Raw genomic sequence first — 20,615 nt, 5'->3', positions numbered from 1 at the left:
TCAAAAATAAGTAAAGTAATTGACGTATTGAAAAATAGAGTAGTTGAAAGATGTTTGTCAGTTATTCGCCTAAAATAATTACGAATGCTCAATGCGTTAATTGCTAATTGTAACTCGTATATTTACACTATGAATCAACCTTTAGCGGAACGTATTCGTCCTAAAACTTTAGAGGATTATATTAGCCAACAACATTTAGTTGGAAAAACAGGCGTGCTAACCCATCATATTAGCAAGGGTATTATTCCTTCTTTGATTCTATGGGGACCACCGGGTATTGGAAAAACAACGTTGGCTAATATTATTGCTGAAACATCAGGTCGACCTTTTTTTACTTTGAGTGCAATCAACGCTGGAGTAAAAGATGTTAGAGAAATCATCAACAAAGCAAAGCAAAGCGGAGGATTGTTTACAACCAAAAACCCTATTTTGTTTATTGATGAGATTCACCGTTTTAGTAAATCTCAGCAAGACTCATTGCTAGCAGCTGTAGAAAAAGGATGGGTCACATTAATTGGTGCGACAACTGAAAATCCAAGTTTTGAAGTCATACCTGCTTTATTGTCTCGTTGTCAAGTTTATATTTTGAATCCTTTTGAGAAGAGCGATATGCAGTCTTTGTTGCAAAGAGCTATTGAAAAAGATGCGTTCATTGCAGAAAAGAAAATAGTCTTAAAAGAAATAGATGCTTTGTTACAAGTATCAAGTGGCGATGCAAGAAAGTTATTAAATATTTTTGAATTGATTGTTGCTTCTGAGGAGGAGGGAGTCATTATTACGAATGATTTGGTTTTAGAAAAAGTTCAAAGAAATGTAGTCAGATATGACAAAACAGGAGAACAGCACTATGATATCATTTCGGCTTTTATAAAATCAATTAGAGGTTCAGACCCCAATGCTGCAGTGTATTGGTTGGCGAGAATGGTTGAAGGTGGAGAGGATGTGAAATTTATTGCTAGAAGAATGTTAATTTCGGCCTCTGAAGATATCGGTAATGCAAATCCAACGGCTCTAATTATGGCTACAAGTACGTTTCAAGCAGTCGCAACTATAGGGTATCCAGAGGCAAGAATTTTATTGAGTCAATGTGCTATTTACTTAGCAAATTCAGCCAAAAGTAACGCAAGTTATGAGGCCATAAACAAGGCGGTTCAACTCGTAAAGCAAACAGGAGATTTGTCCGTTCCGCTCCATCTAAGAAATGCCCCTACCAAATTGATGAAAGATTTGAATTATGGTAAAGAATATAAATACTCTCATGCTTATGAAGGTAATTTTGTTGCACAAGAATTTATGCCAGATGAACTCAGAGAAGTGTCCTTGTATCGTCCGGGAGTAAATGCTCGTGAAAACGAGTTTAGAAAAGTAATGAGAGATAGGTGGGGAAATAAATATGATAAAGAGTAATGACAACTACAAAACAAAAACTAGACGCTTTCTTATTCAGAAAATTAGTCAATTTTCTTTATCCTAAATATATTAGACCTAGATATGGATATTCTACCTATTATAGAATTTTAAAAAAATATGCCTTTTATCAGAAAATATTAAAGATAAATAATAGCGTAAAATGGCCAGTCGATAAGACTTCCGTCGTTGTTTGTCCTGAAAATATTACAAAGGGTTATATGTGTGATCCGGGTGACAATATTGGGAATTATATACAGGCTTCAAATGGTATTGTATTTGGTAATAATGTAGAATTAGGTCCTGGAGTAAAAATAATTTCATCAAATCATAATTTTGAGGACTTCTCAAAAATCATAAAATCTAAACCAATTGTTATAGGTGATAATGTATGGATAGGTGCCAACTCAGTAGTATTGCCTGGAATTAAAATTGGAAACAATGTAATTGTTGGAGCAGGTTCTGTTGTGGTGAAAGATTTACCCTCAAATTCCGTTGCTGTAGGGAATCCTTGCAAAGTGATTTCAGAAAAAAAAGAGCATGTAAAGACTTCAGATATTGAATTTAATCAAAAAGTAAAATGAAATTTTTGAAAGCACATTTGTCAAGTAGTTTTTTAGATTTGACAAAAGGACATCTAGTATCTCAGTTTATAGGTGCGTTAGGCTCTGTCTATGTCGCTAAAATTTATGGAGCAAATCTATTAGGAGTTTTTTCTGTGTATTATACGGTGACCATGATTTTTTCTAGTTTTAATACTGGTAGACTTGAAAGCATGTTGTTTTTAGAGCAGCAAACCACGAAAAGACGAAATAATTTAACGGGGCTTTTGTGGATCATTCTTATGAGTAGTATATTGCTTTTCTCTCTTTCGTTTTTGGTTTCGAATCAAATCATTCATAAATATTTTGTATCTAGAACTGTTTTGTATTTTGCCATATTAACTGCGATGCTAAAATCTATGAGTACTCTTTTTCAGAGTATGAATTTATTTTCAGAAAATTTTAAGAAGTTAAAAAAAGCTAAAATCTTGTTTACGATTGTTCGATATTTTTTGCAGTTCCTGTTTTTCTATCTCTCGATACAAACGCTAGGGCTTGTCTTAGGTTACCTTATCGCTTCGGTTATAATTTTATTGTATTATTTTAATGGTGGAGAAATCATCATTAAAAAATTAAACATAGCCATGTTTAAAAGATCGATTAAAGATCATATGGAAATTTTAAAATATGCAATATCAGGAGATGCAATCAATACCATTGCCGTAAATGTTTTTCCAGTCTTGTTGCTTGCTACATACGGTGAAGAACTAACAGGTAATTATTTTATGGCTTTTCTAATATTATCAATTCCTTTGGCTTTTTTACAATCGGTAATATCTCCTGTTTTCTTCCAAAAATCTGTAGTGTTGTTTCAAGAAGAGTCTCATGATCAACTTTTGAAATATACACAATCTATAGTCAAAAGAATTTTTTTAATGATCTCAATTCCTTTGTTATTACTCATTCTTTTTGGAGAAGATATCATAGTTTTAATTTTTAAGGAAGATTGGAGATCTACAGGAAAGTTTGTTCAGATATTTGCGTTGATGTATGGTTTTAGAGTTTTGTACAGTCCCATTTCTTCTTTAGAGGAAACCTTAAAGAAAAATAAAATAAGTTTAATGGTCAATATTTATTTTATGTTGGTCTTATTTGTTAGTCTTTATGTAGGAAAAAATGACTTTACTATTTTTCAAATATCTACGTGCATATCTATCTTTATGTCTTTAGGTTACTGTTTTTTATTGGTGTACTTCTTTGGGTTGTTAAAAGCTAAAATAGTTGTCTAGTATATTCATAATAGATTTCAGACACACTACCAAAGCTTTTAAAAAAGGAGGCAATTCCAGGATGCATAGAGCCTTCAAAATCTAATGTATATCCCGAGTTAGAATAGGATGCGATCATGTGATTTAATATGGCTGTATTTCCTTCTACTTTATTTCCTTTGTTATTGTTGGCTGAAAAGACATAGTAAATTCTTTTTTCATCTTTAAAAAAAACAGATCCAGAAACAAGATGATTGCTCTCGTCCAGAACACCAAAAGTTATCGGCTGTAATTTTTTCTTTTGGGTTAGTTTTTGAAGTTTAGCATAATCTTGAAAGTTGATTTTTACTTCATTAGCATAGTTTTCTTTAAAAAGATCAATAACATCAACAATATTGATGTTTTCTTGAATGCTATATCCAGATTTGATAAATTTTTTTATTCCATCTTTTCTGTTTTTTTTATACCCTTGTTGAATGTTTTGATAACTTTTGTTCAGCTTTAACACAAAATTTGTTCTAGGGGTAAACTGTTCATGTGAGCACTTATTGTTAAACTGGAGTGTAGTTTTTAGAAATTTTTTAGGGATTGCTTTCAAAAATATTTCAATAAGATTTGCATCAAAGCTATCAATAGAAAATACGCCTAGTTGTTGCGTCCAACATGGAGGATAAATATATTTAATCAAATATTTACTTCTCCAGGGAATTGGCATTACTGCTTGGTAATCTTTAAAGACAATTGCATCCCAGTGGTCTACAACAATATCTAAGTAGTCGCTCAAAGCATAGATCCTAGGGTTTAACGAGTTTTGGATGCAGGAGTCGTATTTTTTAATGTCTAAATCTTTTCTTTGGATGTATTGTATCATTAACTTTTAGCGCATTTTAAAACGTCTTCATAAAAATCTCCCCAGTATTTCCATTCTTCGAAATTGGATAGTGAGTCATTGTGGAAGACAGAGATTAGGGTTCCGTTTACTTGTTTCACAAGATTCACCAGATGATTTATTTTCATTAAAGCCTGCTTTGGGCTTAGTTGCATTTCAAAACGTAAAGAAGTATCGTTGAAAGCATATGGGTATATCTTTAGAGGCGCTTGAAATTCAAAGTTAAGGTCATAAAAATAAAAAGGAGTACACGTGCTAGCTTTAAAACCTAGATGTTTTGGATACCCCATGGTGTAATCTTCTTGAATATCTAAATCGATGAGTTTATGATAAGTGTCGGGTAATTTGTTTCTTCCGTAATGTTGCCTTGATAGTTTTGTAGGTGTGTTGATGATCTTTTCAAGCCGACTGGTCTCTTTAATTAAGCGTTCTTCATCATCCATTGTGAAATAGGAGTACAACAATCCTACCCTTGCATAATCTGATATAGATTTAATTAATTGATGGTATATTCTTCTGGTGTGTGTGATGTTATTGTCATAGGTGGTATAATTGCTTAAAAGAAAAAAGAAAAGTGTTTTGACGCTATACTTATCTTGTAACTCTATAATCTTTGCAAAAGTATCATACGGATCCTTTTTGAGGGAAAGTAAAGTGGTCAATCTTGACCACACTGAATATAATTTGAAAGTGAACAAATCATAAATACTACTAACGATTGTTCTAATAATACCCTTTCCTTTAAACAGAAATGTTTGATTTACACTAAAAGTAGAAATATACTCATAAGTGTTTGGTTTATGTTTGTATTCGGGATACTTTTCTTTAAGCGATTTTAGAAGTTTGTAGGACCAAATATCAATGACAGGTTTGTCTAGAAAATTATGTTTAAACGCCAAACTTTCTTCTGCAGGAAAACAATCATTCTCATCTAGCATACAGGGTAAGTATTCTTCGTATCTGCTCAATAGATAAAAGCTTGCAGAAAAAATATCAAAAGGCAAATTTGATTTTTTACCAGTTCCAAAGAAACAAGGACTACTATCCCATTGAGAAATATTTATTTCTACATCATTTATTTCTTGTTCAAATAGTAAGCCGTGGCTTTGAATAAAGAATTCATTTCCAAGAGGAGATTTTCCATAACTCATTTTTAGATCATCATGAGCGACAAATTCCTCAACTATTGAAGTAAATTTTATAGGGATATTTAAGATGCGAATAAAAATATGCTTGAAAATATAACTTACTCTAGGAGTTGTTTTTTGTGTATATATCAATAATTCGTTAGCCATATAGATTACAGGATTTCTTCATCTGCAAAGCTAAAATAAGCTTTTTGAGTGATTATTAAATGATCTAGGACTTTTATATCTAGCATGCTGGCAGCATTTTTAATTTTATCAGTCAGTTGTTTATCTGCTAAACTAGGCTTTAGTTTTTCTGAAGGATGGTTGTGACCTAAAATCATTGTAGTCGACAAGAGTGCTAAGCTCTTTTTGAATATAATTTTTAGATCAACAAGTGTTCCTGTGACACCTCCTTTACTTATCATTTGTTTTTCAAGGACTTTGTTACTGTTGTTTAGGTGTAAAACCCAAAATTCTTCGTGTTTAAGATCTCCAATAATGGGTAGAAAAATTTCGTATGCATCTTTGCTACATGTAATTTTAGGTATTGATAAGGCTTTTTCTAAACGTCTTCTTTTACCAATCTCTAAGGCGGTAGCAATACTGATAGCTTTCGCTTCTCCAATACCTTTAAAACTTTGTAATTCCTCAAGACTTGCTTTAGCCAATTGGTTTAAATTGTTGTGAAAGTAATTTAAGATGTTTTTAGAAAGTGCCACTGCACTTTCATTTCTATTTCCAGAACCAATCAGAATAGCGATAAGTTCTGCGTTGGATAAGGTTTGGACTCCTTTTTCGATCAGTTTTTCTCGCGGTCTGTCTTTTTTGTCCCATTCCTTAATTTTGAGTGATTTAATACAGTTTTTCATAGCTTTTATTTTTATTCACAGATGCAAACTAAATATAATATATTTGTAGCAAACTAAACTCAACTATGAAAATCATTATCGCGGGTGCTGGAGAAATTGGTTATCATTTGGCAAAACTACTGTCAATGGAATCTCAAGATATTTATGTGATTGATCAAAATTCAGAGAGATTAAATCATTTGAACGCTCATCATGATGTGTTTACTAAAAAGGGAGATGCTGCTTCTATAGCTGTTCTAAAGGAAGTAGGGATAAGTGATGCAGATTTATTAGTTGCGGTTACCGAATCTCAGAACACCAATTTGACTATTGCAGGAATTGGTAAAACCCTCGGCGTAAAAAAAACCATTGCAAGAATATCGAATACGGAATATATAAAAACCAAAGAGATCAATTTCTCAGATGTAGGGATAGATTATATGATTTCTCCAGAAGAATTAGCGGCTAATGAAATAGAGGTACTGATTAAAGAAACCGCTTTTAATGATAAGTTTGAATTTGAAGAAGGAGAATTGAGTGTTTTAGGGGCTAAACTTTCTTCAGAATCTTTGATTGTTGGCTCTTCAGTAAGAGAAATAAATTTAAAGTACAAATTTGATTTTGTCGTGATTGCTGTAAAACGAGAGAATTCTTCTGACATTATTATTCCAAAAGGAGATACTGTTTTTGAATCCAATGATCAAGTTTATTTTTCTGTGCCAAGAGAGAGTCTTGATAAAATTCACGAATTGGTTGATACCAAAAAAATTGGAATCAAAGATGTAATGATTGTAGGAGGTGGTAGAGTAGGAAGTAAAATGGCACGAAGACTTTGCCACAAGAATCTGAGGGTTAAAATTATAGAACAAGATAGAGAAAAGTGTTTTGAATTGTCTGACGAATTAAATAATACTTTAGTAATTCATGGTGATGGAAGAGATATTGAACTTTTAGAGGAAGAATCTTTAAATAACACTGATGCTTTTATTGCGGCTACAGGAAATTCTGAAACCAATATCATGACGAGCCTAGTAGCCAAATCCAAGGGAGTTAAAAAAACAATTGCATTGGTAGATAACATGAATTATATGGATATTTCTCAAACGATTGGTGTGGATACACTGATCAACAAGAAAATATTAGCTGCAAGCGCTATCTTTAGACATGTTCGCAAAGGGCGTGTGTTGGCTTTGGCAAATTTACACAATGTAGATGCTGAGGTTTTAGAGTTTTTTGTGAGAAGAAATACTAAGATTACACAGCACAAAATTAAAGATTTAAACTTGCCGGAAAACACGGTTCTTGGAGGTGTTGTTAGGGGAGGTAAGGCATTGATGACTTTTGGATCGTTTATGATCAAACCAGGAGATAGAGCTTTGGTTTTTTGTTTACCTGATGCGATACCACATGTTGAAAAGTTGTTCAATAATTAAAAACGATGAGAGGATTAAATTATAAAATAATTTTAAGTTTTCTGGGATTGACTTCCATGATGAACGGTTTTTTCATGTTGCTATCAGAGCCTTTTAGTTGGTATTCTCATGAAGAAGCGACACATGGAATTTTGTTGGCAGGTTTGCTAACAATTGCCATAGGATTTATGCTTTGGTTTTTTAACAGAAATGCTAGTAAAGATATTCAAAAAAGAGATGGATATTTAATTGTTACACTTGGTTGGTTGATGTTAACGCTAACGGGAACTTTGCCTTATATCTTAACAGGAACTATCACCTCTTTTCCAGACGCTATTTTTGAAACCATTTCAGGATATTCTACAACTGGTGCCTCTATTTTGACAGACATAGAAAGTGTTCAAAAAGGGGTGTTGTTTTGGAGAAGTGCTACTCATTGGATAGGGGGAATGGGAATTATTGTTCTTACTGTAGCAATTTTACCACTTTTAGGAATTGGGGGGATGCAGTTATTTGTTGCCGAGGCTCCAGGCCCATCAACAGATAAGTTACATCCCAGAATTACACAAACAGCCAAGCGCTTATGGCTGATTTACTTTAGTTATACCATAGCGGAGTTTCTTTTGTTAAAAATAGCAGGTATGTCATGGTTTGATGCTATTAACCATGCCATGGCTACCCTGAGTACTGGAGGATTTTCTACTAAGAACGATAGTATTGCCTATTGGAATAACAATCCGTTGATTCAGTATATTATTATTGCTTTTATGTATGTAGCAGGGGCAAATTTTGTTCTTAGCTATTTTGCTTTAAAAGGGAAGGTCTCTAAAATTTTCAAAGATGACGAGTTCAGGTATTATTTTATGATATCGATTATTGTAACTATCATTATTGCTATTTTGATTGTTTGTTTTCAAGATCCAACACTGCAAACAACGATTAGCCACCCGATGCCATATGGTCCCGTTGAGAGTGGTTTTAGACATGCGGCTTTTCAGGTAGTCAGTGTATTAACCACCACTGGTTTTGTATCTGCAGATTTTACGATGTGGAACTACTTAGCAACGGCATTAATGTTTTCATTGTTTTTTATTGGTGGGTCTGCAGGCTCTACAAGTGGAGGAGTCAAAATTGTTAGGCATGTCATCATGATTAAGAATTCGTTGCTAGAATTAAAAAAACAACTACACCCAAATGCTATTATATCAGTACGTTACAACGGGAACAGAGTTTCTAGAGTTATCATCTTTAACATTCTCTCGTTCTTTGTGATTTATATGTTGATTTTTATTTTAAGCGCGATCATACTAACCTTTCTAGATTTGGACTTTCTTTCTGCTTTTGCAGCTGCAGCCTCTTGTTTAGGAAATATAGGTCCTGCATTAGGAACTGTGAGTCCAGTAGATAATTTTGCACATTTAAGTAATGCAGCAAAGTTGTTCTGCTCTTTTTTGATGTTGATTGGTAGATTAGAGTTGTTTACTGTTTTAATTGTGTTGACTCCGTATTTTTGGAAGAGTAACTAATTTACAACCAATCTCAATAAAGCTCTTTTTCAATGCGATCATCCAATGATGCATAAGGTTTAGTATTTTTAAAGTTATGGAACAGGAATTCACATGCCCTTATTGTTGGGAATCTATAAGTATGCTTTTGGAGTTTTCGGTAAGTGAAACTTATGTCCAAGATTGTGAAGTATGCTGCAACCCTATTGAGATTAAAACTCTTTGGGACGAGGATTATTTGAGCTCTTTTGAAGCCAATCCTATTGATCAATAGAACAAGATGTTTTGAACGACCCCTTTGATTTACTTCATCATATAAAATTCAAAAATCAATGAAAAAAACACTACACAGGGCAGGTACCAGAGGATATGTAAATCACGGTTGGTTAGAGAGTTGTCATACGTTTAGTTTTGCAGCGTATCATAATGTAGATAGGATGAATTTTGGAGTGTTACGTGTTTTAAATGATGACAAGGTTGTAGGTGGTAGTGGCTTTGGAACGCATCCCCATGAAAATATGGAAATCATCTCAATTCCTTTAGAGGGAGATTTAGAGCACAAAGATTCTATAGGAACATCTGGAGTAATCAAAGAGGGTGATATACAGGTGATGAGCGCCGGAACTGGTGTTTTTCATAGTGAGCAAAATAAAAATTCTGAAATACCCGTAGCGTTTTTACAAATTTGGTTGTTTCCAAACAAAAAAGATGTTGTTCCTAGGTATGACCAGCAGTCTATGGATGAATTAGAAAAGCAAAATGAATTTTATCAAATACTATCGCCCAACAGGCATGATGAAGGTGTTTGGATTTACCAAGATGCTTATTTTAATATGGGGAAGTTTGGTGCAGGCGCTTTTGCTACTTATCAATTAAAGAATAAAGAGAATGGTTTATATGTTTTTGTCCTCTATGGAGATTTGTCGGTAGAAGGCCAAGATTTAACAAATAGAGATGGCTTAGGTCTTGAAGATCTTCATGAAGTATGCTTTGAGTTCAAAAAGAGTTCTCATGTGCTTTTGATGGAAGTTCCTATGGTATAAAAAAAGCCGTTCTAAAAAGAACGGCTTTTTTTATAATTGATCATGTCTGTTATACTTCTAACAAATTATTTGTTTTTCTAACAGCATCAGCAGAGGCAGAAAACTTTGCTGCTTCGGCTTCGTTTAAATCAATGTCTATGATTTTTTCAATACCATTGGCACCCAAAACACATGGAACACCGATACAGATATCTTTTTGTCCATATTCACCATCAAGGTATGCTGAGCATGGGAATATTTTTTTAGCATCTGTAGCTATGGCCTGGACCATTGCTGAAACAGCAGCACCGGGAGCATACCAAGCAGAAGTTCCTAACATTTTGGTTAGTGTGGCTCCTCCAACCATTGTTGCCTGAGCAACTTCTTCTAATCTCTCTTCAGAAATAAATTGAGTTACAGGTATTGAATTGCGTGTAGCATATCTTGTTAATGGAATCATTCCTGTGTCAGAATGCCCACCAATAACCATCCCGTCGATATCAGACAATGGAGCCTCTAAGGCCTCCGCTAGACGATATTTAAAACGTCCAGAATCTAAAGCACCACCCATACCAATAATCTTGTTTTTAGGTAAATTTAAAGATTTGTGAGCCAAGTAAGTCATCGTATCCATTGGGTTAGAAACGACAATGATAATAACGTTTGGTGAATGTTTAACCAAATTTTCAGAAACTTGTTTTACAATTCCAGCGTTAATCCCTATCAACTCCTCACGAGTCATTCCTGGTTTTCTTGGAATTCCAGAAGTAATCACAGCAATATCTGATCCAGCAGATTTAGTGTAGTCATTTGTAGATCCAATGATTTTGGTATCAAAACCATTTAAAGAAGCTGTTTGCATAAGGTCCATAGCTTTTCCTTCAGCAAAGTTTTCCTTAATGTCAACAATAACCACTTCTGATGCAAAATTTTTAATAGCGATATATTCTGCACATGATGCTCCAACAGCACCAGCTCCAACTACAGTAACTTTCATTTTATTTGTTTTAATGTTAAAATTTTTATGCGTCCGTAAAAATAAGGATTTGGATTGATTGATTGCAATTTTGAAGGACGAATAAACAGAAAAGTAATATTTTGTTTAATATTCAATCGTGTTAAAAAAGGATTAATTTTTTTTCTTTTTTTGAAAGAGAAAAAAAGAGATGGTTATGAGTGTGGTTAAGATGGCTCCTGTTGTATATGACTTTTCACCCAGCCCAAATCCCTCTGGAGCCACTAGTATATAGGTCGTACAGACCATAGTCATGAATATTGCTGGAAGGAGAGTAACCCAGAAATTTTTGTTTTTCATAAACAAAAATGCCGTTATTGTCCATAAAATGATCACTGATAAAGTTTGATTGGACCAAGCAAAATATCTCCATATGATTGCAAAATCTATTTTTGTTATTCCAAATGAAATTATAAATAAAGGAATGCTAATATAGAGCCTTTTTAATAGTGTTTTTTGGTCGTATTTGAAAGTGTCTGCTAAGATTAGTCTTGCAGATCTAAAGGCTGTGTCTCCAGATGTTATTGGTGCAGCAACAATTCCTAATATTGCCAGAATACCACCAACCTTTCCAAGCATATTTAAAGAAATTTCGTTAGCAGCCCAGGCAGCACTGTTTCCATTTTCCACCATTGCTTCGTTTAATCCATTGACATCTTTAAAAAATACCATGGCAGCAGCAGCCCAAATAAGAGCGACAATTCCTTCTGTAATCATAGATCCAAAAAATACTTTTTTACCATCAGCCTCATTTTTGATACATCTCGCCATCAAAGGAGATTGTGTTGCGTGGAATCCAGATATTGCACCACAAGCAATCGTGATAAATAGCATAGGGAAAATAGGGGTTTCATTTGCATTACTTTTCATATTGATTAAATTCTTAGGTGTTAATTCTGGAATATTGTAATCTCCTGTAAGTAACATTATAAATATTCCCAAAGCCATGAATAGCATTGCTCCTCCAAAAATAGGATATAGCTTGCTTATCAATTTATCAATTGGTAGTAAAGTGGACAGTATATAGTAAAAAAGAATAATGAAAACCCAAATAGTTATGCCAAAGGTATGATTTGTCATTCCATCAATAATTTTAGCGGGTCCAATTAAGAAGACTGATCCGACAAAAATTAATAGGATGACGGTAAAAAACCGCATGAAGTGTTTGGCATAGGAACCAAGATATAGACCTACCACTTCGCTAATACTTAAACCATTGTGCTTTAAGGATAGCATGCCTGAAAAATAATCATGTACAGCACCTCCAAAAATACAACCAAATACAATCCATAAGAACGCTGATGGCCCATACATAGCTCCAGCTATAGCTCCAAAAATAGGGCCTAAACCAGCAATGTTTAAGAATTGAATTAAAAAAGATTTCCATACAGGAAGTGGTAAGTAGTCAATATTGTCTCTTTGTCTTATGGCTGGAGTAGTTCGGTTTTCATCAATTCCCATAATCTTCTCTATCATATTTCCATAAACAAAGTAGCCTAGAATTAATAATGAAATTGAAACTAAAAAAGAGATCATATCGCTAGTCGTTTTCAGAAATGTTTATTGTAGTCTTTGCCAATATTGAGTTCTTCCTAGTAGAGAAAAGCCAATAAATCCTCTAACTTTCAGTTTGTTTTTTTCAATCAACTCTACATTACAATCATATGTTTTTCCGTTCTCAGGATCTAAGATGTTCCCATCTGTGTATTGACCTTCTACTTTTTTTAAGTCTTCAAGGATAACCAAATTAACAATGGGTTTTTTGTATTTGTCTCCTGTACACTTCTCGCACAATTTACCCGGTTTCGCAGTATAGCTTTTTATGATTTTTCCGTAATACTTGTTATCAAGTTTATAGATTTCAATAATTGCTTTTTTTGTATTTGTTGCCTCGTCAAATGTTGTCCATTGTCCTGTGATTTCTTGAGCATTTGTAAGGGAATAAATCCCGAAAAACAGAAGGTAAATTATTTTCTTCATTGTTTAAGATTGTTTGATTATTGTGGTTAGAACCAAAAAAGCCTACAGGTATTCTGGAGGCTTTTGGTTTTATTTATTTTGTTTGATTAAGCATCAATATTTGCATATTTTGCGTTTTTCTCGATGAATTCTCTTCGAGGTGGTACTTCATCACCCATCAACATAGAAAAAACTCTGTCTGCTTCTACCTCACTATCGATGGTAACCTTTCTTAAAGTTCTAAATTCAGGATTCATGGTTGTGTCCCATAATTGTTCTGCATTCATCTCTCCCAAACCTTTGTAGCGTTGGATTCCTGCAGATCCTCCAAATTTAAGATTGATCATATCACGCTGATCATCGTCCCAAGCATATTCTTTTTTGGCTCCTTTTTTTACCAAATACAGGGGAGGTGTAGCAATATAAATATATCCTTGCTCAACCATTTCTCTCATATACCTGAAGAAGAAAGTTAAGATTAAGGTAGCAATATGAGATCCATCTACATCGGCATCACACATAATAACAACCTTGTGATATCTTATTTTTGATAAATTTAACGCCCTTGGGTCTTCTTCTGTCCCAATGGTAACTCCCAAAGCGGTAAACATGTTTTTAATCTCTTCGTTTTCAAAGACCTTGTGTTGCATTGCTTTTTCTACATTCAAGATTTTCCCTCTCAAAGGTAGAATAGCTTGAAACTCACGATCACGACCTTGTTTTGCAGTCCCTCCAGCGGAGTCTCCCTCAACTAAGAAAATTTCACATTTTTCTGGATCTGTTTCTGAGCAGTCAGATAACTTACCGGGAAGCCCACCGATAGACATTACCGTCTTACGTTGTACCATCTCTCTAGCCTTTGTTGCTGCGTGACGTGCTTGTGCGGCTAAAATCACTTTTTGCACAATGGTCTTGGCGTCTTCTGGATTTTCTTCTAAGTAATCTGTAAGCATTTCTGAAACTGACTGGCTTACGGCAGCTGAGACTTCTCTATTTCCTAATTTTGTTTTGGTCTGTCCCTCAAATTGAGGTTCTTGCACTTTTACGGATACGATTGCTGTGAGTCCTTCACGAAAATCATCACCAGTGATGTCAAATTTTAATTTTGACAACATTCCAGAGGCATCAGCATATTTTTTAAGTGTTGAGGTCAGTCCTCTTCGGAAACCGGATAAGTGTGTTCCTCCCTCGTGTGTGTTGATGTTGTTTACGTAGGAATGTAGGTTTTCGGAGTAAGAAGTATTATATACCATTGCAACTTCAACAGGAATTCCATTTTTTTCTCCCTCCATAGCAATGACACCAGCGGTTAACTGCTCACGAGTGCTATCTAAGTATTTCACAAATTCACTCAGTCCTTCAGTACTTGTGAATGTTTCAGTAGGGTAGTTTCCTTCATCATCTTTAGTTCTCTTATCTGTTAGAGTAATCACGATTCCTTTGTTTAGGAAAGATAATTCTCTTAACCGAGCAGCCAGTGTGTCATAATTGTATTCCGTAGTTTGTTGGAATATCGATTTATCTGGTGTGAATGTAACTTCAGTACCTCTTTTGTCAGTTACACCAATTTGTTTTACAGGATAAGAAGCTTTACCTCTTGCGTATTCTTGTTCGTAGATTTGACCATTTCTATATACAGTTGCTTTTAAATGGTCTGATAAAGCGTTTACACAAGAAACTCCTACTCCGTGGAGTCCTCCAGAAACCTTGTAAGAATCTTTATCAAACTTACCTCCAGCACCAATTTTTGTCATTACAACTTCTAGAGCCGAAACACCCTCTTTTTTGTGTATATCTACTGGAATCCCTCTTCCATCGTCATTAACAGTTATTGAGTTTTCTTCATTTATGAAAACGTTTATTTTGTTACAATGTCCAGCTAAGGCCTCGTCAATGGAGTTGTCAATGACTTCGTATACCAAGTGATGTAAACCTCTTACTCCGACATCTCCAATATACATGGAGGGACGCATTCTAACATGCTCCATACCCTCTAAGGCTTGGATACTGTCTGCAGAATACTGTTGTTTGTTTTCTATGTTACTCATGATTCATTATTTTTTTAATCTAATCTAACCAAATATAACAAATAAGAAGTGATGTAAAGGACTTTTATTCAAAAAGTAAGGGTTGAGCGTAAAAAGGAGAAATTGCTTAAATCGTCTAAAAAGGGCTTCAGGAATGATTTTAAAAAACAAGGGCGTCAAATTAATTTGTCTTTTTTAATAAAATAGCACTATGGCGTTTTAAAAAAATCAAAAAAAAGCTAAATGTGCTTGAGGTTTAATTTTTTAGGATGATAAAGGTTTTTTATCAAACAGGTTCTTTACGAGGTCTCTTTTCATTAAAAATTTTGTTATTAAGTTTCGTGTTTACTCCAACTTTGTTAGGTTTTGTTCGGCTTTGAAGTTTAAACTTTCAAACCTTTTTACTCCGCTAAAACTTTTGTATTTTCGCGGTATTGAAGTACGATTTAAACTAGAGAAGAAATGAGTAAAATAATGCCAGTAGACCTATTGTCTAGTATAAAAGGAGCAACCTCTTCAAAGGCGGTGGATCAATTGTTTGAAGTGATAAAAAATGCTGAAATAAAACAGGATGCGTCAAATAAAAACACCTATAACGCAGTGTCTATAGAAGATTTGCGTGCGGATGTTGTTGAAAATAGTTCAGAGATCACTAAACAAATCATTAAAGAAAATTTTCCTAATCAGAAAAATGGATATTTGGTGGTTTCAAAAGTTATAGAGGGTTAAGATATAAAATGGCAATCAGTAAAAAGCCCCCTTTCTTAAATTCTGATAAGATCTTTTTACTCAAAACGAATGAAATGAGTTTGATACAAAAAACACACAACCAATTGGTGGGTAAGGAAATTACTTGTACCGCTTTGGTACAAGAAAAATTAAATCTGCTAAGAGAAAACAAATACAATTCTGTAAATGTTGTTTTAGATGAATTGGCCTTGGAAGCTGCAGCAAAAGTAGATGCTAAAATTAACAACGGAGAAGAAATAGGTTTGTTAGAAGGAATTCCTTTTGGAATCAAAGATGTTTATATGGTACAAGGAACATATACATCTGCAAGTTCAGATTTGTTGAAAAATTACAAATCGGCTTATACAGCAACCGCTATTCAGAAGTTATTAGATGCTGGAGCCATTCCTATGGTAAAAGAAAATTGTGACAGTTTTGGTCATGGATCTTCCTCTGAAAATACTGTTTTTGGGAGTGTCAAAAATGCAATAAATACAAGTTTGGTCGCAGGAGGTTCTTCAGGAGGTTCTGCAGTTAATGTAGCTGCCGAATACACGGTTTTCTCTATTGGGGGAGATACAGGAGGTTCGATTCGTCAACCAGCAGGATACAACAAAATTTATGGGTTAAAACCTACTTACGGAAGGGTTTCACGTTTTGGTTTGATGGCTTATGCTTCCTCAACAGATACCGTTGGGCCTTTAGCAAAATCTATAGAAGATATTGCTATCGTAATGAATGTCATCAGTGGTAAAGACAGCAAAGATCAGACTTCTATAGCCTCAGAAAAGATAGAGACTAGTGTATTGACTTCTAAGCCTAAGGGGGTTAGGGTTGGGTATTTTAAAAACTTTATTGAGAACGATGCCATTGATCCAGTTATAAAGACACAGTTCTTAGCAACTTTAGAAAAAATAAAGGAAGCAGGGTACTCTGTAGAAGCATTAGATTTCTTTGATGCAGATACTTTGGTTTCTACTTATTATACATTAGCTATGGCCGAAACCGCATCTAATTTATCAAGATTAGACGGAACCAATTATGGTGAAAGGGTTGAAGGGAAAAATTTAAAAGAGACTTACATGGTTACCCGCTCAGAAAATTTTACTGAGGAAACTCAGCGAAGGATAGTAGGAGGAAATCAAGTTCTGTCTCAAGGGTTCTCAGATGCCATCTATTTGAAGGGTCAGCAATTAAGAAAAGAGATTGAAGCTGCTTTTGAATCAGACTTTGATAAAGTAGATATTGTTTTATCACCAGTAACGCCAAGTTCAGTTCCGAAGATAGGCGAAGTGTTGAACAATCCACATGCGATGTATTTGTCTGATGCTTATACCGTAGGATTTAGTTTGGGACAGTTGCCAACTTTAACTTGTCCTTTTGGTACAGAAACAGGGATTCAAGTGACCGGAGCTAAAAACAAAGAACAAACAATTTTGCAGTTTGCGAACTTCTTAAACCAAGTGCAATAATGGAATTAAATAAATTAAACGCTCTATTAGATGAAAATAACATAGAGTTAGTTGCAGGGATAGAAACACATGTTAGATTGAATACAAAATCTAAATTGTTTTGTGGATGTGCAAATGAGGAAAGTGAAGTGGCAAACGTAAATATTTGTCCAGTATGTACGGGTCAAATGGGTGTTTTGCCTGCTATTAATAAAGAAGCGATAGTTAAAGCTATTTATTTTGGTAAAGCCGTAAACTCATCATTTTCAAATGAAATGATATCTTGGGATCGTAAGCATTATGAATACCCTGACAACCCCAAAAATATTCAAATCACTCAATTCCATAATCCTATTATTCCTGATGGTCAAGTAGACTGTTATCGTAATGATGGGTCCCAATTTACGGTTCAAATTGAACAAGTACACATTGAAGAAGATGCAGCTAAATTAGTGCACGAAAAGAATATTTCATTGGTGGATTTTAACAAAGGTGGAGTTCCTTTAATTGAAATTGTAACCAAACCATGTATCCGTCACATAGAAGATGCATCTACTTATGCACAATACATACAGCGCATAGTTCAAAATTTAGGAATTTCTGAGGCCAACTTAGACAAAGGCCAATTTAAGTCCGATGTATCAGTTTCTTTACGAATTAAAGGATCAGAGGTGTTAAATCCTCGTACTGAGATTAAAAACCTGAACTCTTTTAAGTTTATGGTGGAAGCTCTAAAAGAAGAAATAGAAAAACAGTTAAATTATTTTATTGAACACAAAGAGTTTAGACCAGATCAAACCACAGTTTTATGGGATGAAGCATTAAAGCAGACAAAGGTCATGCGTAAGAAAGAATACGATGCAGATTATCGTTATATTTCTGAGCCAGATTTACCTTTTGTAGCAATTAAAGATGTGGTTGACGGGATTGCAGTAGACCCAAAAGTATTGCCCTATTTTGTTGAGTCTAAATTGATAGAAGGTAAAGTCTTACCTCAAGACGCTAAGTTTTTTACAGCAGACGCTTTGCGATCTAAAACGGTGATGACGCTTATTGATGTCATAGGGGACGTTGCTTTTGTAGCCAAAACTTTAACCAATAATCTAAAAGCTGAAGACTATGACAAGATTGAAAATATAGAAGATTTATCTTCTATATTCAAATCGTTTAAAGATGGATCGGTTACAAATGTATTGGTCCAAAACGCGATTGAATCTTTATTGGCAGATGCTAATTTTGACTATAAAAAATACTTCAGAGATCATACTATTTCTAAGACTCAAATTCAAGAAGCAGTAAATATAGCGATTGCTGAAAATGAAGCTATAGCCACTGATATTAAATCTGGTAACCAGGGTAAAGCTGGTGTTCTTGTTGGAAAGGTTATTGGGAAAATAGGAAAAGGAGCTCCAGGAAATGTAATTCGTGAAATGATTCTGAGTACACTTTCAACCTATTCTGAAGCTCAAGGACAAAGCGAAAATTCAACAGTAGACCCCAATGCTCAGGGTTCGGTAATGAGTAACAAAGAAGAAGAGGTGCTGCCTACAATTCCGTTGGTTATAAAAGAAGAGTATAGAACACACGTAATTACGGATATAAAGGAAGATGCTATTAGCGATAGTGTAAGTTTGTCAGGATGGGTTAGTTCTGTTAGGGATCATGGAGAATTGATATTCATAGATTTACGAGACTCCTCTTACGAAGTGATTCAGGTCCGTTTGTCAAAAGAATCTTTTCCAAATTTAGATGAATTGGTAAAGTTAAAACCAGAGTCTGTAATTGCTGTTTCTGGTAAAATAGTACAGCGTAGAGAAGATGATTACAACAAAGGTTTAAGAACAGGTAAAATTGAATTAGAAGCTACAACATTAGATATTTTAAACTTATCAAGAACATTGCCTTTTGAAATCAAAAAAGCCATGCGTTCAAACGAGGCGGTTCGTTTTGAGTATAAGTTTCTAGATCATAGAAATCAAGAAGTACGAAAAGCTGTAGTCAATCGTCATAAAGTGATCAAGTTGTTGCGCGATATGTTAGATGATGATGGGTTTTTAGAAGTGGAAACACCTATTCTAACAGCGGGTACAGACGAGGGAGCAAGAGAATTTATAGTGCCAACTCGTAAAGAAGCAGGAGCATTTTATACTTTACCACAAGCGCCACAACAGTTCAAACAAATGTTGATGGTCGGGGGATTTGAAAAATATTTTCAAATTGCACGTTGTTTCCGAGATGAAGATTCTCGAGGAGATCGACAGCCTGAATTCACTCAGTTAGATATTGAAATGGCTTATGCGTCTATGCAAGACATTATCAATTTGAATACTGAAATGTTTAACACTATTGTAAAAAAGATTTATGGAAATAAATGGATACTCCGTCCATTTGAAGTAATAACCTATAAAGAAGCCATGGATAAATATGGTTGTGATCGACCAGATTTACGTTTTGGTTTGCAAATGCGTGACATCACAGAGATTGTTAAAGAAACAACTTTCCAGGTTTTCTCAAAGCCTATAGCCGAAGGAGGAATTGTAAAATGTATCAAAGTTTCTGCTAAGGAGCAAGGAGGTAAGCGAATGTCTAAAGGTCAAATCGAAAAATTGACTTCCATTGCACAACAAAATGGTTTGGGTGGGTTAGCCTACATTTTTGTGAACGAAAATGATTTGCAATCACCAATTATTAAATTTTTGGGAGAAGAGATAGGGATCAATATTATCAAAGAGGCTGAGGCTCAAGTGGGGGATGTGGTTTTCTTTTCGGCTGCAGATTATGCGACTGCAAATAAGGCTTTGGATGCTGTGCGACAAGAGTTAGGAACAATGCTGAAGTTGATCAACCCAAAAGAATTAAGGCCTGCATGGGTGGTAGATTTCCCAATGTTTGAAAAAACAGATGAAGGTCGATGGACCTTTACACATAATCCATTTTCAATGCCAGCCATTTATGATTTGGAGAAGCATATGAACGGAAATGAAGATGAGGTTGGTGATATTATTGCACAACAATATGATTTGATTTTAAATGGTTATGAGATTGGTGGAGGATCTGTACGTGCTCACAAGCCTGAAATTCTTGAGGCTACTTATAAGAATATGGGCTACAACAAAGAAGAAATGTTGAAAAGTGTAGGCACCATGTATGAAGCTTTCCATTATGGTGCACCACCACATGGAGGAATTGCTTGGGGAGTAGATCGATTGATGATGATTTTAGAAAAAAAGGCTTCTATTCGTGAGGTGATGGCTTTTCCAAAAACAGGAAGTTCTGAAGACTTATTGTTTAAATCTCCATCCAAATTGTCAAATAAAAAAGTTGAGGAAATGAATGTAAAAGTAATTTCAAAGAAATAAAGAATGTGGATAGGTTTAGAACTTTATTTACATTAAATTAGAGTAAAAGAAA

The 20,615-nt window shown here is 34.5% G+C and carries 17 protein-coding genes; 10 read left to right on the top strand and 7 right to left on the bottom strand.

What is annotated here, in order from left to right:
* The first annotated feature begins 129 nt into the window (after positions 1-129).
* From ABF281_RS00885 to ABF281_RS00875, 3 genes are read left to right on the top strand one after another with little or no spacing between them, the layout of a single operon-like run.
* The gene (locus tag ABF281_RS00885; protein ID WP_347179817.1) at positions 130-1,407 is read left to right on the top strand and encodes a replication-associated recombination protein A; all 1,278 of its coding nucleotides are present in this window, start codon (positions 130-132) and stop codon (positions 1,405-1,407) included.
* On the top strand, positions 1,407-1,991 hold the full coding sequence (locus ABF281_RS00880) for a DapH/DapD/GlmU-related protein (RefSeq protein WP_347179816.1): 585 nt from the start codon (positions 1,407-1,409) through the stop codon (positions 1,989-1,991). The genes ABF281_RS00885 and ABF281_RS00880 overlap by 1 nt, the downstream gene beginning before the upstream one ends.
* Entirely contained in the window at positions 1,988-3,238 is a 1,251-nt protein-coding gene (locus ABF281_RS00875) for an oligosaccharide flippase family protein (protein ID WP_347179815.1), read from the top strand. The genes ABF281_RS00880 and ABF281_RS00875 overlap by 4 nt, the downstream gene beginning before the upstream one ends.
* Here ABF281_RS00875 and ABF281_RS00870 read toward each other — a convergent pair.
* From ABF281_RS00870 to radC, 3 genes are read right to left on the bottom strand one after another with little or no spacing between them, the layout of a single operon-like run.
* Positions 3,222-4,088: a hypothetical protein gene (locus tag ABF281_RS00870; RefSeq protein WP_347179814.1), complete on the bottom strand. Its 867-nt coding sequence runs from the start codon at positions 4,086-4,088 to the stop codon at positions 3,222-3,224. The two genes, ABF281_RS00875 and ABF281_RS00870, sit on opposite strands and share 17 nt — an antisense overlap.
* On the bottom strand, positions 4,088-5,401 hold the full coding sequence (locus ABF281_RS00865; RefSeq protein WP_347179813.1) for a polysaccharide deacetylase family protein: 1,314 nt from the start codon (positions 5,399-5,401) through the stop codon (positions 4,088-4,090). The genes ABF281_RS00870 and ABF281_RS00865 overlap by 1 nt, the downstream gene beginning before the upstream one ends.
* A gap of 5 nt (positions 5,402-5,406) precedes the next feature.
* Positions 5,407-6,105, bottom strand: a complete 699-nt coding sequence (gene radC / locus ABF281_RS00860; RefSeq protein ID WP_347179812.1) for a DNA repair protein RadC — start codon at positions 6,103-6,105, stop codon at positions 5,407-5,409.
* A 65-nt stretch (positions 6,106-6,170) separates the two neighbouring features.
* Here radC and trkA point away from each other — a divergent pair, with 65 nt between their 5' ends.
* From trkA to ABF281_RS00840, 4 genes are all read left to right on the top strand, one after another.
* Positions 6,171-7,517: a Trk system potassium transporter TrkA gene (trkA, locus tag ABF281_RS00855; protein WP_347179811.1), complete on the top strand. Its 1,347-nt coding sequence runs from the start codon at positions 6,171-6,173 to the stop codon at positions 7,515-7,517.
* 5 nt (positions 7,518-7,522) lie between these two features.
* The gene (locus ABF281_RS00850; protein WP_347179810.1) at positions 7,523-9,022 is read left to right on the top strand and encodes a TrkH family potassium uptake protein; all 1,500 of its coding nucleotides are present in this window, start codon (positions 7,523-7,525) and stop codon (positions 9,020-9,022) included.
* A gap of 76 nt (positions 9,023-9,098) precedes the next feature.
* A complete protein-coding gene (locus ABF281_RS00845; RefSeq protein WP_347179809.1) occupies positions 9,099-9,275 on the top strand; it encodes a CPXCG motif-containing cysteine-rich protein in 177 nt (58 codons plus the stop codon).
* Positions 9,276-9,333: 58 nt separating this feature from the next.
* The gene (locus ABF281_RS00840) at positions 9,334-10,044 is read left to right on the top strand and encodes a pirin family protein (RefSeq protein WP_347179808.1); all 711 of its coding nucleotides are present in this window, start codon (positions 9,334-9,336) and stop codon (positions 10,042-10,044) included.
* A gap of 49 nt (positions 10,045-10,093) precedes the next feature.
* Here ABF281_RS00840 and ABF281_RS00835 read toward each other — a convergent pair whose 3' ends face one another.
* From ABF281_RS00835 to gyrB, 4 genes are all read right to left on the bottom strand, one after another.
* The gene (locus ABF281_RS00835) at positions 10,094-11,020 is read right to left on the bottom strand and encodes a malate dehydrogenase (RefSeq protein ID WP_347179807.1); all 927 of its coding nucleotides are present in this window, start codon (positions 11,018-11,020) and stop codon (positions 10,094-10,096) included.
* A gap of 132 nt (positions 11,021-11,152) precedes the next feature.
* Positions 11,153-12,574, bottom strand: a complete 1,422-nt coding sequence (locus ABF281_RS00830) for a carbon starvation CstA family protein (protein ID WP_347179806.1) — start codon at positions 12,572-12,574, stop codon at positions 11,153-11,155.
* Between the two features lie 24 nt (positions 12,575-12,598).
* Complete coding sequence (locus ABF281_RS00825) at positions 12,599-13,018, bottom strand: DUF2147 domain-containing protein (protein ID WP_347179805.1); 420 nt, start codon at positions 13,016-13,018, stop codon at positions 12,599-12,601.
* Positions 13,019-13,104: 86 nt separating this feature from the next.
* Entirely contained in the window at positions 13,105-15,045 is a 1,941-nt protein-coding gene (gyrB, locus tag ABF281_RS00820) for a DNA topoisomerase (ATP-hydrolyzing) subunit B (RefSeq protein WP_347179804.1), read from the bottom strand.
* A 441-nt stretch (positions 15,046-15,486) separates the two neighbouring features.
* Here gyrB and ABF281_RS00815 point away from each other — a divergent pair, with 441 nt between their 5' ends.
* From ABF281_RS00815 to gatB/aspS, 3 genes are all read left to right on the top strand, one after another.
* Positions 15,487-15,753 (top strand): hypothetical protein, encoded by a 267-nt coding sequence (locus ABF281_RS00815; RefSeq protein WP_347179803.1) that lies wholly within the window; start codon positions 15,487-15,489, stop codon positions 15,751-15,753.
* Between the two features lie 74 nt (positions 15,754-15,827).
* Complete coding sequence (locus tag ABF281_RS00810) at positions 15,828-17,225, top strand: amidase family protein (RefSeq protein WP_347179802.1); 1,398 nt, start codon at positions 15,828-15,830, stop codon at positions 17,223-17,225.
* On the top strand, positions 17,225-20,563 hold the full coding sequence (gatB/aspS, locus tag ABF281_RS00805) for a bifunctional amidotransferase subunit GatB/aspartate--tRNA ligase AspS (protein ID WP_347179801.1): 3,339 nt from the start codon (positions 17,225-17,227) through the stop codon (positions 20,561-20,563). Before ABF281_RS00810 ends, gatB/aspS begins: the two co-directional genes overlap by 1 nt.
* Positions 20,564-20,615 lie beyond the last annotated feature (52 nt).

The organism is Wenyingzhuangia sp., from assembly GCF_039768515.1.
In the GTDB taxonomy this organism is placed as follows: Bacteria; Bacteroidota; Bacteroidia; order Flavobacteriales; family Flavobacteriaceae; genus Wenyingzhuangia.
The sequence above is the reverse complement of the archived record's forward strand: the minus strand, read 5'-3'. Positions and strand labels throughout refer to the sequence as shown.

Excerpts from the sequence above, each read along its gene's own strand:
- ABF281_RS00885 (WP_347179817.1), top strand. The coding sequence starts at position 130 with ATGAATCAACCTTTAGCGGAACGTATTCGTCCTAAAACTTTAGAGGAT.
- ABF281_RS00880 (WP_347179816.1), top strand. The coding sequence starts at position 1,407 with ATGACAACTACAAAACAAAAACTAGACGCTTTCTTATTCAGAAAATTA.
- ABF281_RS00875 (WP_347179815.1), top strand. The coding sequence starts at position 1,988 with ATGAAATTTTTGAAAGCACATTTGTCAAGTAGTTTTTTAGATTTGACA.
- ABF281_RS00870 (WP_347179814.1), bottom strand. The coding sequence starts at position 4,088 with ATGATACAATACATCCAAAGAAAAGATTTAGACATTAAAAAATACGAC.
- ABF281_RS00865 (WP_347179813.1), bottom strand. The coding sequence starts at position 5,401 with ATGGCTAACGAATTATTGATATATACACAAAAAACAACTCCTAGAGTA.
- radC (WP_347179812.1), bottom strand. The coding sequence starts at position 6,105 with ATGAAAAACTGTATTAAATCACTCAAAATTAAGGAATGGGACAAAAAA.
- trkA (WP_347179811.1), top strand. The coding sequence starts at position 6,171 with ATGAAAATCATTATCGCGGGTGCTGGAGAAATTGGTTATCATTTGGCA.
- ABF281_RS00850 (WP_347179810.1), top strand. The coding sequence starts at position 7,523 with ATGAGAGGATTAAATTATAAAATAATTTTAAGTTTTCTGGGATTGACT.
- ABF281_RS00845 (WP_347179809.1), top strand. The coding sequence starts at position 9,099 with ATGGAACAGGAATTCACATGCCCTTATTGTTGGGAATCTATAAGTATG.
- ABF281_RS00840 (WP_347179808.1), top strand. The coding sequence starts at position 9,334 with ATGAAAAAAACACTACACAGGGCAGGTACCAGAGGATATGTAAATCAC.
- ABF281_RS00835 (WP_347179807.1), bottom strand. The coding sequence starts at position 11,020 with ATGAAAGTTACTGTAGTTGGAGCTGGTGCTGTTGGAGCATCATGTGCA.
- ABF281_RS00830 (WP_347179806.1), bottom strand. The coding sequence starts at position 12,574 with ATGATCTCTTTTTTAGTTTCAATTTCATTATTAATTCTAGGCTACTTT.
- ABF281_RS00825 (WP_347179805.1), bottom strand. The coding sequence starts at position 13,018 with ATGAAGAAAATAATTTACCTTCTGTTTTTCGGGATTTATTCCCTTACA.
- gyrB (WP_347179804.1), bottom strand. The coding sequence starts at position 15,045 with ATGAGTAACATAGAAAACAAACAACAGTATTCTGCAGACAGTATCCAA.
- ABF281_RS00815 (WP_347179803.1), top strand. The coding sequence starts at position 15,487 with ATGAGTAAAATAATGCCAGTAGACCTATTGTCTAGTATAAAAGGAGCA.
- ABF281_RS00810 (WP_347179802.1), top strand. The coding sequence starts at position 15,828 with ATGAGTTTGATACAAAAAACACACAACCAATTGGTGGGTAAGGAAATT.
- gatB/aspS (WP_347179801.1), top strand. The coding sequence starts at position 17,225 with ATGGAATTAAATAAATTAAACGCTCTATTAGATGAAAATAACATAGAG.